The organism is Streptomyces sp. SKN60 (assembly GCF_026236535.1).
Taxonomy (GTDB): Bacteria; Actinomycetota; Actinomycetes; order Streptomycetales; family Streptomycetaceae; genus Streptomyces.
Genome location: NZ_JAHTMW010000001.1, coordinates 239,357 through 251,223, shown reverse-complemented (window position 1 = coordinate 251,223; position 11,867 = coordinate 239,357). Strand labels below are relative to the sequence as shown.

Annotated in this window: 11 protein-coding genes; 6 read left to right on the top strand and 5 right to left on the bottom strand. The window is 69.4% G+C overall.

Annotated features, from left to right (window positions below):
- Positions 1-26: 26 nt before the first annotated feature.
- On the bottom strand, positions 27-719 hold the full coding sequence (locus tag KV205_RS01200) for a PadR family transcriptional regulator (protein ID WP_265861390.1): 693 nt from the start codon (positions 717-719) through the stop codon (positions 27-29).
- A gap of 408 nt (positions 720-1,127) precedes the next feature.
- Between KV205_RS01200 and KV205_RS01195 the strand changes: the two genes are divergently transcribed.
- Both KV205_RS01195 and KV205_RS01190 read left to right on the top strand, forming a co-directional pair.
- Entirely contained in the window at positions 1,128-3,875 is a 2,748-nt protein-coding gene (locus tag KV205_RS01195) for a transglycosylase domain-containing protein (protein ID WP_265861389.1), read from the top strand.
- A gap of 115 nt (positions 3,876-3,990) precedes the next feature.
- Positions 3,991-5,469 (top strand): glycosyltransferase family 87 protein, encoded by a 1,479-nt coding sequence (locus KV205_RS01190; RefSeq protein ID WP_265861387.1) that lies wholly within the window; start codon positions 3,991-3,993, stop codon positions 5,467-5,469.
- A 77-nt stretch (positions 5,470-5,546) separates the two neighbouring features.
- Here KV205_RS01190 and KV205_RS01185 read toward each other — a convergent pair whose 3' ends face one another.
- The 3 genes from KV205_RS01185 to KV205_RS01175 form a co-directional block, all read right to left on the bottom strand.
- Positions 5,547-6,578: an alanine racemase gene (locus tag KV205_RS01185; protein ID WP_265861386.1), complete on the bottom strand. Its 1,032-nt coding sequence runs from the start codon at positions 6,576-6,578 to the stop codon at positions 5,547-5,549.
- Positions 6,579-6,663: 85 nt separating this feature from the next.
- Positions 6,664-7,782: a peptidoglycan bridge formation glycyltransferase FemA/FemB family protein gene (locus tag KV205_RS01180; protein ID WP_265861384.1), complete on the bottom strand. Its 1,119-nt coding sequence runs from the start codon at positions 7,780-7,782 to the stop codon at positions 6,664-6,666.
- A gap of 152 nt (positions 7,783-7,934) precedes the next feature.
- A complete protein-coding gene (locus KV205_RS01175) occupies positions 7,935-8,249 on the bottom strand; it encodes a hypothetical protein (RefSeq protein WP_265861383.1) in 315 nt (104 codons plus the stop codon).
- 286 nt (positions 8,250-8,535) lie between these two features.
- On the opposite strand from KV205_RS01175, the gene rpsF reads away from it, so the two are divergent.
- The 4 genes from rpsF (at position 8,536) to rplI (ending at position 10,240) form a co-directional block, all read left to right on the top strand.
- Complete coding sequence (gene rpsF / locus KV205_RS01170; RefSeq protein WP_004950685.1) at positions 8,536-8,826, top strand: 30S ribosomal protein S6; 291 nt, start codon at positions 8,536-8,538, stop codon at positions 8,824-8,826.
- A 72-nt stretch (positions 8,827-8,898) separates the two neighbouring features.
- Positions 8,899-9,480: a single-stranded DNA-binding protein gene (locus KV205_RS01165; protein ID WP_265861371.1), complete on the top strand. Its 582-nt coding sequence runs from the start codon at positions 8,899-8,901 to the stop codon at positions 9,478-9,480.
- A gap of 58 nt (positions 9,481-9,538) precedes the next feature.
- A complete protein-coding gene (rpsR, locus tag KV205_RS01160) occupies positions 9,539-9,775 on the top strand; it encodes a 30S ribosomal protein S18 (protein ID WP_128983236.1) in 237 nt (78 codons plus the stop codon).
- An 18-nt stretch (positions 9,776-9,793) separates the two neighbouring features.
- The gene (rplI, locus tag KV205_RS01155) at positions 9,794-10,240 is read left to right on the top strand and encodes a 50S ribosomal protein L9 (protein WP_265861370.1); all 447 of its coding nucleotides are present in this window, start codon (positions 9,794-9,796) and stop codon (positions 10,238-10,240) included.
- A 122-nt stretch (positions 10,241-10,362) separates the two neighbouring features.
- Here rplI and KV205_RS01150 read toward each other — a convergent pair whose 3' ends face one another.
- On the bottom strand, positions 10,363-11,700 hold the full coding sequence (locus tag KV205_RS01150; protein ID WP_265861368.1) for an MATE family efflux transporter: 1,338 nt from the start codon (positions 11,698-11,700) through the stop codon (positions 10,363-10,365).
- Positions 11,701-11,867 lie beyond the last annotated feature (167 nt).

Below are 11,867 nucleotides of genomic sequence, written 5' to 3'. Positions count from 1 at the left end.
CGTGGAAGCCCTGCGAGAGCAGGGTTTCACTTGGCGGTGTCGTCGGACGGATCCGGCCGGGTACTGCCCCCGTGCCGGGGCAGGCCGCCCGTTTCTCCGGATTCTCTGTTCTGCTGCTGAGCGGCGCCCTCGGGGGCGTCGGGGCCGGATCGCTGATCCCGCCCCGCCCGCTCGCTCTCGATGAGCTCGTTCAGCCAGCGCACTTCGCGCTCCACGGACTCCATTCCGTGGCGCTGCAGCTCAAGCGTGTAGTCGTCGAGGCGCTCGCGCGTCCGGTTGAGAGAGGCGCGCATCTTCTCCAGGCGCTCCTCCAGCCGGCTGCGGCGACCCTCGAGCACCCGCATCCGCACCTCGCGCTCGGTCTGGCCGAAGAAGGCGAAGCGGGCGGCGAAGTGCTCGTCCTCCCAGGCGTCGGGGCCGGTGTGGGAGAGGAGCTCCTCGAAGTGCTCCTTACCTTCGGCCGTCAACCGGTAGACGATCTTGGCACGGCGCCCTGCGAGTGAAGCCGCGAGGGCCTCCTCGGGGGCACTTCCCGGTTCCTCGATCAACCAGCCGTTGGCGACCAGCGTCTTGAGGCACGGGTAGAGGGTCCCGTAGCTGAAGGCCCGGAAGATGCCCAGTGAGGTGTTGAGCCGCTTGCGCAGCTCGTACCCGTGCATCGGGGCCTCGCGGAGCAGGCCGAGAACGGCGAACTCGAGGATTCCTGAGCGCCGGCTCATTCGTCGCCTCCTCCGTTCTCGGGACTCGTCTCGGGGACCGTGCGGAAAACACTCCTATGTCGAGTCGATGTGCCGCACTGATGTATCGACTCGATACATCCCGACGATAGAACGGCCCCATGTCCGCGACAAGTGGGACTCGGGTGACCGGCGTCACATCGTCAATTCACAGCAATCGAGTTGCCTGATTTGGGGTGAACTTGCCCTCTAGGGAGGTTTTGGCCGTGCGTAGTCTGTGCGGCATGCAGACCACCGGGAACCGAGCAAGGCCGCGAGGCGTCCGTGAAACGGGTGACCGGCTGCGACCCGGCGGGGCTTCTTCCGAGGTCCGGCCGTGTGCATTTCGGGGGGACCGGAACTCAACTGCCGCTTCCAGGCGTACGCGCCTGCCCGAGGAGTAGTCGTTCGATGAGCGAGCACCGTCGCAAACCGCCGCAGCCGCAGCAGCAGCCGCCGTACGGCGGTCGTGCCGCGGCACGGCGCGCCGCCCAGCAGCCCCCGGGCCGCAGGCCGGCGCCCGGTCGTGATGCCGCCACAGGGTCCCCTTCCGCCTCGTACGGGCCGCCTTCTTCCTATGGAGAGGAAGAGCGTCCCTACGGCGGACGGGCCGAGGCCCGTCGTGCCGCCCAGCGCGGTGGGCGCAGGCGCGCCCCCGAGGGCGGCGGTGGTCCTGGCGGACCCGGCGGCCGGCGCGGGGGCGGCGGAGGCGGCCGTGGCGAGGGCCCGGGGCGCGGTCGCGGCGGCGCCGGCGGGCGTCCGCCGGGCAAGAAGCGGCTCATCGACTACCCGCGGTACGGCAAGCACGGCTGGCGTCGCTGGATGCCCTCGTGGAAGCTCGTGACGGGCCTGTTCCTGGCGTTCGTCGGCAGCCTCATGGGCGCGGCGACGATCGGGTACGCCATGGTGGGCATCCCGAACGAGGCCGACAGCGCCAAGCAGCAGAACAACGTCTTCTACTGGTCCGACAACACGGTGATGGCCGCGACCGGTGGTGAGGTCAACCGCCAGATCATCGACTTCGCCGAGATTCCCAAGGCCATGCAGGACGCGGTGGTCTCTGCGGAGAACAAGACCTTCTGGACCGACTCCGGCATCGATCCCATGGGCATCGGCCGCGCCGTGTGGAACATGGCCAAGGGCGGCCAGACCCAGGGCGGCTCGACCATCACCCAGCAGTACGTGAAGAACAACCGCCTCGACGACCAGTCGCAGACGGTGACCCGCAAGGTGAAGGAACTCTTCATCTCGATGCGCGTCGGCAATGAGCGGGGCAAGCCCGAGATCATGGCGGGCTACCTCAACACCTCGTACTACGGCCGAGGTGCCTATGGCCTCCAGGCCGCCGCCCGCGCGTACTTCGCCAAGGACGCCACCGATCTCAACCCCAGCGAGTGCGCCCTGCTCGCCTCGGTGCTCAAGGGCGCGACCTACTACGACCCCGCCGGCTACCCCGAGATCGACCCGAACGCCAGCGCGCAGGCGAACACCGAGCGTGCCCGGAAGCGCTGGTCGTGGATCCTCGACGAGATGGTCAAGGACGGGAAGCTCGACGCCACCGAGCGCGCGAAGTACACCAAGATGCCGCCGACCAAGCAGCGCACCCAGGGTGCCCAGCTCGGTGGCCAGATCGGCTATCTGGTGCGGACGGCCGAGGCCAACTTCCTGAACAACAGCAACTTCACGACCCAGCAGCTCGCCAAGGGCGGCTTCGAGATCCACACCACCTTCGACAAGAAGAAGGTCAAGGCACTCGAGTCGGCGGTCCAGAAGGTCTACAAGGACAACATCGACCCGGAGAAGCGCCCGGAGAAGGACACCCACGTCCAGTTCGGCGGTGCCTCGGTGAACGCGGAGACCGGCGCCATCGTCGCCCTCTACGGCGGTCAGGACGCCACGAAGCACTTCACCAACAACGCGGACCAGACCGGTGCCCAGGTCGGCTCGACCTTCAAGCCCTTCGTGCTGGCCGCCGCGCTGCGTGACGGTGTGCGGGACCCCAAGGGCGAGAAGGTGCAGGGCCCCGAGACCCGCAGGATCGTCGACCCGAGCAAGAGCTTCTACAACGGCACGAACAAGCTGACGATCAAGAACTACGACGGCTCGACGTGGTACGACGACAAGGGCAACGAGTGGCGTCAGGTCAATGACGGTGGCGAGAGCGTCCCGAGGGTCGACCTGCGCAAGGCCATGATGAAGTCCCTGAACTCGCCGTATGTGCAGCTCGGCATGGACGTCGGCATCGACAAGGTGCGCCAGTCGGCCATCGACGCGGGTCTGCTCGACTCCTCGCTGGTGAAGGCGGACGTCCCGTCCTTCTCGCTCGGTATCTCCTCCCCGAGCGCGATCCGCATGGCCGGCGCCTACGCGACCTTCGCGAACAACGGCGAGCGCAACGACGTCTTCTCCGTGACCAAGGTCCTCCAGCGGGGCACGGTCGTCTACGAGCACAAGGCCGAGCCCAAGCGGGCGTTCACCACGGCCGTCGCCAGCAACGTCACCGACGTCCTGAAGGACGTCGTCGAGGCCGGCACCGGTACCAACGCGAAGCTCGACGACCGCGAGGCGGCCGGCAAGACCGGTACCACCGACGGCAACAACTCGGCCTGGTTCGTGGGCTACACCCCGCAGCTCTCCACCGCGATCGACATGTACCGCTTCCCCGACGACGAGAACCTCAAGGACCGCAAGTTCGAGTCCATGAAGGGCACCGGCGGCCAGGCGAAGATCCACGGTGCGTCGTTCCCGTCGGAGATCTGGCACGACTACATGACCTCCGCCCTCAAGGGCACCGACCCGAAGAGCTTCCCGGCTCCGGAGGACCTCGACGGCGAGGCGGTCTTCGGCGGTGGCGCGGTCAGCCCGACCCCGACGCCGACCGCGACCACGCAGTCGCCGACGCCGACCATGACGCCGTCGACCGAGGCGCCCACGGACAAGCCGACCAAGTCGCCCGACCCGGGCAAGACCTGCAGCGTCTGGGACTGGCCGTGCAAGGACAACGGCGGCACCAGCACGGGCACCGACAGCGGCGGGGCCGGCAGCGGTGGAACCACCAGCACACCCACCGTCGATCCGACGAGTACCGCCACCACCGACCCGACCAACGGCGGAGGCGGCGGCAAACCCGGCGGCACCTCATGGGGAACCGTGGGCTAGCCCCGGGGCTCCGCTCCCCCGATCGCAGGGCCGTCGTGCCCGGTTCCGTACCCCGTACGGAACCGGCGCGGCGGCCCTCACCGTTTTCCCAGGGGCGTACGGCAGGATGTCCCCCATGCCGAGCCTCCAGAAGACGAGCCCTCCGCAGGATCCCCCGGTGGTCTGCCCCACCCGACGGGACGAGGTGGCCGCCGCCGGCAGCGAGCTGATCGGCGGCCCGATCGGACGCCGGGCGCTGCTCGGCGCCGGGCAGCTGACCCCGGTCAGGGTCGTCGTGCTCGTGGCCCTCGGGATGTACGCGCTCGGCATGGTGCAGAAGCTGCCCTGCTACAACTGGGCCTGGTTCCGTGGCTCCACCTCGCAGTACACCCACGCCTGCTACTCCGACATCCCGCACCTGTTCTCCGGGCGCGGCTTCGCGGAGGGCCTGGTCCCGTACTTCGACCGGCTGGGCGGCGACATACCGTTCCTGGAGTACCCGGTGCTCACCGGGCTGTTCATGCAGGTCGCCGCGTGGCTGACGCCGGGCGGGGACGTGACGGCGCAGGAGCGGACGTACTGGATGGTCAACGCGGGCCTGCTCATGGTCTGTGCGGCGGTCCTGGCCGTCTGTGTGGCCAGGACGCACCGGCGGCGCCCCTGGGACGGCCTGCTGGTGGCGCTCGCGCCCGCGTTCGCGCTGACCGCCACCATCAACTGGGACCTGCTCGCCGTGGCGCTGACGGCCGCCGCGCTGCTGATGTGGTCGCGCAGCCGGCCGCTCGCCTTCGGGGTGCTGCTCGGGCTCGCGACGGCCGCCAAGTTCTATCCGGTGCTGCTGCTCGTGCCCGTGCTGCTGCTGTGCTGGCGGGCCGGGAAGTGGCGCGCGTTCGGTACGGCGCTGCTGGGCGCGGCCGGAGCCTGGCTGGTGGTGAACCTGCCGGTGCTGGTGCTCGCGACGGAGGGCTGGAAGCAGTTCTACGTCTTCAGCACCGACCGGAACGTCGACTTCGGCTCGGTGTGGCTGCTGATCAGCCAGCTCACGGGCGAGCAGATGCGCCCGGAGACGGCGAACTACTGGGCCCTGTTCCTGATGATGCTGGCGGTCGCGGGGCTCGCGTATCTGGCGTTCAACGCGCCCCGCAGACCGCGCCTTGCCCAGCTGGCGTTCCTCATCGTGGCCGCCTTCGTGCTGGTCAACAAGGTCTACTCGCCGCAGTACGTGCTGTGGCTGATCCCGCTCGCCGCGCTCGCCCGGCCGCGCTGGCGGGACTTCCTGGTGTGGCAGGGCTGCGAGGTCCTGTACTTCTTCGCGATCTGGTTCTACCTGGCGTACACGAGCAGCGGGAACAAGCAAGGGCTGCCGACCGACGGCTACCAGTTCGCGATCGTGCTGCACATGGCCGGCACGCTCTACCTGTGCGCCCTGGTCGTCCGGGACATCCTGGCGCCGGATCGGGACGGGGTGCGGCGCGACGGCTCCGACGACCCGTCCGGGGGCGTTCTGGACGGTGCCGAGGACGTCTTCGTGCTCGGCAGGGCGGCGCACCCGGCGCGGCACGCGGCACCGGCCCTGGAGGGCCCGCGGGTGGACTGGGGCACGCCCCGCGAGTGACGACGCCCGGATACGCGGAAGCGGCCCCCGGGGACTCCCCGGGGGCCGCTTCCGTCATTCCGGTTCGGTGCGGCGGCTCAGCGCTCGACGAGCCGGTCGTACTGCGTCGTGGTGTGCCGCAGGTGTGCGACCAGCTCGTCGCCGACCTTGGGCTCCTGGGCGTCGGACGGCACGAACAGGATCGACACCTGCATGTGCGGCGGTTCGGCGAACCAGCGCTGCTTGCCGTCCCAGACGAACGGAGAAAGGTTCCGGTTGACCGTGGCGAGGCCGGCCCGCGCGACGCCCTTGGCCCGCGGCATCACGCCGTGCATGGCCTTCGGGGCCTCCAGGCCGACGCCGTGCGAGGTGCCGCCGGCGACCACCACGAGCCAGCCGTCGGAGGCGGTCTTCTGCTGCCGGTAGCCGAAGCGGTCGCCCTTGGCGACCCGGGTGACGTCGAGGACCGCGCCGCGGTACTCGGTCGCCTCATGGTCGCCCAGCCACAGCCGGGTGCCGATACGGGCCCGGAAGCGGGTCTGCGGGAACTGCTGCTGGAGCCGGGCCTGCTCCTCGGCGCGCAGATGGCTGACGAACATGGTGTGCAGCGGCAGCCGGGCGGCCCGCAGCCGGTCCATCCAGGCGATGACCTCCTCGACGGCGTCGGTGCCGTCGGGGCGGTCCAGCGGCAGGTGGAGGGCGAAGCCCTCCAGGCGTACGTCCTCGATGGCCGCGTGGAGCCTGGGCAGCTCCTCCTCGTGGACGCCGTGCCGCTTCATCGAGCTCATGCACTCGATGACGACGCGGGCGCCCACCAGGGCGTGCACACCGTCCACCGAGGAGACCGAGCGGATGACCCGGTCGGGCAGCGGCACCGGCTCCTCACCGCGCCGGAACGGGGTGAGGACGAGCAGGTCGCCGCCGAACCAGTCCTTGATCTTCGCGGCCTCGTACGTGGTGCCCACCGCGAGCATGTCGGAGCCGAAGCGCGCGGCCTCGTCCGAGAGGCGCTCGTGGCCGAACCCGTAGCCGTTGCCCTTGCAGACCGGGACGAGGCCCGGGAACTGCTCGATCACGGTCTTCTGGTGCGCCCGCCAGCGAGCGGTGTCGACGTAGAGGGAGAGCGCCATGGCCGGCCCGGAACCTTTCTGGTGGCTGCGGTGAGTCAGAGATGTGTACGAGCGGTACGAGACTACGCAAGCCTCGCACGGGTCGTCAGCGGCGCGACATGTAGATGTCCAGGGCCTTGTGCAGGAGCTTGTTGAGCGGGAAGTCCCACTCGCCGACGTACTCCACGGCCTCGCCGCCGGTGCCGACCTTGAACTGGATCAGGCCGAAGAGGTGGTCGGTCTCGTCCAGCGAGTCCGAGATGCCGCGCAGGTCGTAGACGGTCGCGCCCATCGCGTAGGCGTCGCGCAGCATCCGCCACTGCATGGCGTTCGAGGGGCGGACCTCGCGGCCGATGTTGTCGGAGGCGCCGTACGAGTACCAGACGTGGCCGCCGACCACGAGCATCGTCGCGGCGGACAGGTTCACGCCGTTGTGGCGGGCGAAGTAGAGCCGCATGCGGTTGGGGTCCTCGTTGTTGAGGACGGTCCACATGCGCTGGAAGTACGAGAGCGGGCGCGGCCGGAAGTGGTCGCGGACGGCCGTGATCTCGTACAGCCGCTGCCACTCGGCCAGGTCCTCGTAACCGCCCTGGACGACCTCGACACCGGCCTTCTCGGCCTTCTTGATGTTGCGGCGCCACAGCTGGTTGAAGCCCTTGAGGACGTCGTCCAGCGAGCGGTTGGCGAGCGGGACCTGGAAGACGTAGCGGGGCTGGACGTCGCCGAAGCCGGCGCCGCCGTCCTCGCCCTGCTGCCAGCCCATCTTCCGCAGCCGGTCGGCGACTTCGAAGGCGCGCGGCTCGATGTGGGTGGCCTCGACGTCCTTGAGGCGCTTGACGTCCGGGTCCTGGATGCCGGCCTTGATGGCGGTCGAGTCCCAGCGGCGGATGACCACCGGCGGGCCCATCTTCACGGAGAAGGCGCCCTGCTGCTTGAGGTGGGCCAGCATCGGCTGCAGCCACTCGTCCAGGTTCGGCGCGTACCAGTTGATGACCGGGCCCTCGGGCAGATAGGCCAAGTAGCGCTTGATCTTGGGCAGCTGACGGTAGAGCACCAGACCGGCACCCACGAGCTCGCCGGACTTGTCGAACCAGCCGAGGTTCTCCGAGCGCCACTCGGTCTTCACATCAGCCCATGCCGGGACCTGGCAGTGACTCGCCGCGGGCTGGCTCTGGATGAATGCCAGATGCTGCTCACGACTGATGGTCCTCAGGGTCAGGCTCATGCGGGGCGCTCCTCGGCAGGTGTGTCCCCATCGGTTGCGGGGCTGCGGCTCTCGCGCCGAAGCCTACTGCGACCGGGGAGCGCCCCGGAGGGCCCCGTGGCCCGCCCGGGCCCGGCAGGGGCCCAGGTGACGGGCCCGGGGCCCTTGCGCGGCTAGCTGATCACGCCGCCGAAGAGGCCGCCGTGGGCCATGCCGAGGTAGAAGCCCACTGCCGCGGCGCCGAGTCCGACGATCAGCGCGAAGCGCTCGCGGGTCGTGGCGGAGATGAACTGTCCGTAGGCGCCGGTGAGGATGCCGATCAGACCTGCCCAGGACGCCAGCAGGTGCAGGTTGTCGAAGAAGCCCACGACGAAGGCGAGGATGCCGAGCGCGAGGGTGACGACGACCAGGGTGTCCTGGAGCGGATGGGGTTTGCCGTCCGTTGCGAAGAGGGAGTGGCCGGGGTCGGGTCGCATTGCCTGTGCCATGGGGCACCTCCTGGCGTGCCTGGCGGAAGGCGGCGCCAGTGTGACGCCGCCGACATCCGTTGTGTACAGATTGCGTCCCCTCACCACCGGATTTCAACCGCAGGGCGATGTGCGGGTACTCTGTACGGTCTGCACCGGTGTCTGCCCAGGTCCGACCTGGATCCGCCGGCAGCCCCTCGTTCACCGAGGGGGACTGTCAGCGGCGGCGGATACCGTTGCGCACGCATCACGACCCTCCTGCCACGGAACGACCGTGGCCGCTGAGTCCAAAGGAGGTGGGTTCCACATGCGTCACTACGAGGTGATGGTCATCCTCGACCCCGATCTCGAGGAGCGCGCTGTCTCCCCGCTGATCGAGAACTTCCTCTCCGTCGTCCGTGAGGGCAACGGAAAGGTCGAGAAGGTCGACACCTGGGGCCGTCGTCGTCTCGCCTACGAGATCAAGAAGAAGCCCGAGGGCATCTACTCGGTCATCGACCTGCAGGCCGAGCCTGCGGTCGTCAAGGAGCTCGACCGCCAGATGAACCTGAACGAGTCGGTCCTCCGGACCAAGGTCCTCCGCCCCGAGACCCACTGAGCTCCGGCTCAGGCGTTCTCGGGTTCGAGTAGCAGTAAGCAGCCGTAAGCAATCCCGCCGAGAGGTTCACCCATGGCAGGCGAGACCGTCATCACGGTCGTCGGCAACCTTGTCGAAGACCCCGAGCTGCGCTTCACCCCGTCCGGTGCGGCGGTCGCGAAGTTCCGCGTCGCGTCCACTCCCCGCACCTTCGACCGGCAGACCAATGAGTGGAAGGACGGCGAGAGCCTGTTCCTGACCTGCTCGGTCTGGCGGCAGGCGGCGGAGAACGTCGCCGAGTCGCTGCAGAAGGGCATGCGCGTCGTCGTGCAGGGCCGTCTGAAGCAGCGGTCCTACGAGGACCGCGAGGGCGTCAAGCGCACGGTCTACGAGCTGGACGTCGAGGAAGTCGGCCCCAGCCTGCGCAACGCCACGGCCAAGGTCACCCGCACCACCGGCCGCGGTGGCCAGGGCGGCTACGGCGGCGGCCAGCAGCAGGGCGGCGGCGGTGGCTGGGGTGGCAACTCCGGCGGCGGCCAGCAGGGCGGCGGAGCTCCCTCCGACGACCCCTGGGCCTCCAGCGCCCCGTCCGGCGGCCAGCAGGGCGGCGGCGGTGGCTGGGGTGGCAACTCCGGCGGTTCCGGCGGCGGCTACTCGGACGAGCCTCCCTTCTAGGGCCTGCGCCCCGGAAGCAGCTCGTACCCACACTTCTTGATCACACAGGAGAAACACCATGGCGAAGCCGCCTGTGCGCAAGCCTAAGAAGAAGGTCTGCGCGTTCTGCAAGGACAAGGTCGCGTACGTCGACTACAAGGACACGAACATGCTGCGGAAGTTCATTTCCGACCGCGGCAAGATCCGTGCCCGTCGCGTGACCGGCAACTGCACGCAGCACCAGCGTGACGTCGCCACGGCCGTCAAGAACAGCCGTGAGATGGCGCTGCTGCCCTACACGTCCACCGCGCGCTAAGGGAAGGGTGACCGAAAAATGAAGATCATCCTCACCCACGAGGTGTCCGGCCTCGGTGCCGCCGGCGACGTCGTCGACGTCAAGGACGGCTACGCTCGCAACTACCTGGTCCCGCGCGGCTTCGCGCTCCGCTGGACCAAGGGTGGCGAGAAGGACGTGGCGCAGATCCGCCGCGCCCGCAAGATCCACGAGATCGCGACCATCGAGCAGGCCAACGAGGTCAAGGCCCAGCTCGAGGGCACGAAGGTCCGTCTGGCCGTTCGCTCCGGCGACGCCGGCCGCCTCTTCGGCTCCGTGACCCAGGCCGATGTCGCCGACGCGATCAAGACCGCCGGTGGCCCGGCCGTCGACAAGCGTCGCGTCGAGCTCGGTTCGCCGATCAAGACCCTGGGCTCGCACGAGGTGACCGTGCGTCTGCACGCTGACGTCGTCGCGAAGCTCGGCGTCGAGGTCGTCGCCGCGTAACACTGCCCCCGGGCAGTGAGCGCAGCGGTACGCGCTCAGCAGTACGGAAGGGCCCGCACCCCGAGGGGTGCGGGCCCTTCCGCTGTTTCACGTGAAACAGCCGGTTTCACGTGAAACAGCGCTCAGCGCGTGGCGCCCGTGACGAGCCAGCGGCCCGAGCGCTCGCGGAACCACAGCGTGGCCATGCGGACGAGCATCATCAGCGTCATCGCTCCCCACAGAGCCGTGAGGCCGCCGCCCAGCGTGGGGACCAGAAGGGCCACGGGGGCGAAGACGGCCAGGGTCAGCAGCATGGCCCAGGCGAGGTACGGGCCGTCGCCCGCGCCCATGAGGACGCCGTCGAGGACGAAGACCACCCCGGAGATCGGCTGTGAGAGCGCCACGACGAGGAGGGCGGGGAACAGCGCGTCCTGGACGGCGGGGTCGCTGGTGAAGAGCGGGACGAAGAGCGGCCGGGTGAGGATCAGCAACGCGCCGAGAGCGATCCCGGAGACCACGCCCCACTGGACCATGCGGCGGCAGACCTGGCGGGCACCCGTCGCGTCGTCGGCGCCGAGGTAGCGCCCGATGATGGCCTGGCCGGCGATGGCGATCGCGTCCAGGGCGAAGGCCATCAGACTCCACAGGGACAGGATGATCTGGTGGGCCGCGACATCGGCGTCCCCGAGCCGGGCCGCGACGGCGGTGGCGATCATCAGGACGGCGCGCAGCGAGAGCGTACGGACCAGGAGCGGGGCACCGGCCTGGGCGGAGGCCCGGATGCCGGCGGCGTCGGGGCGCAGCGAGGCGCCGTGGCGGCGGGCGCCGCGGACGACGACGAAGAGGTACGCGGCGGCCATGCCGAACTGGGCGATGACCGTGCCCCAGGCGGAGCCGGCGATGCCGAGGCCGGCGCCGTAGACCAGGCCGAGGTTGAGGGCGCCGTTGGCCGCGAAGCCGCCGATGGCGACGTAGAGCGGCGTGCGGGTGTCCTGGAGGCCGCGCAGGACGCCGGTGGCGGCCAGGACGACCAGCATGGCGGGGATGCCCAGGCTGGAGATGCGCAGATAGGTGGTGGCGTAGGGGGCGGCCGTGTCGGAGGCTCCGAAGAGGTCGACGAGCCCGGGAGCGGTGGGCAGGGTGAGGGCGACCACGGCGGCGCCGAGGAGCAGGGCGAGCCAGATGCCGTCGATGCCCTGGCGGATGGCGGCCTTGAGGTCGCCGGCGCCGACCCGGCGGGCGACGGCCGCGGTGGTGGCGTAGGCGAGGAAGACGAAGACGCTGACGGCGGTGGAGAGCAGTGCCGAGGCGATGGCGAGCCCGGCGAGCTGGGGGGTGCCGAGATGCCCGACGATGGCACTGTCGGCCATGAGGAAGAGGGGCTCGGCGACGAGTGCGCCGAAGGCCGGGACGGCGAGCGAGACGATCTCGCGGTCGTGTTGCCGTCGAACGGCCTTGGGGGTCGCGGGAGCCGGGTGCATGCGCCCAATCTAATCTTCCACAGGTAAGAGATGCAATTGCTTTGTGACCCTTACTTTTGTGGCGAGTGACCCTTCGGGTGTGCGCCGTTTGTTCTGATCTTGCTCCGGGTGGCAAAGTTTTTCTCCCCCACAGCCGGTGGATGGAAAAACCGCAGGTCAGAGGTGTT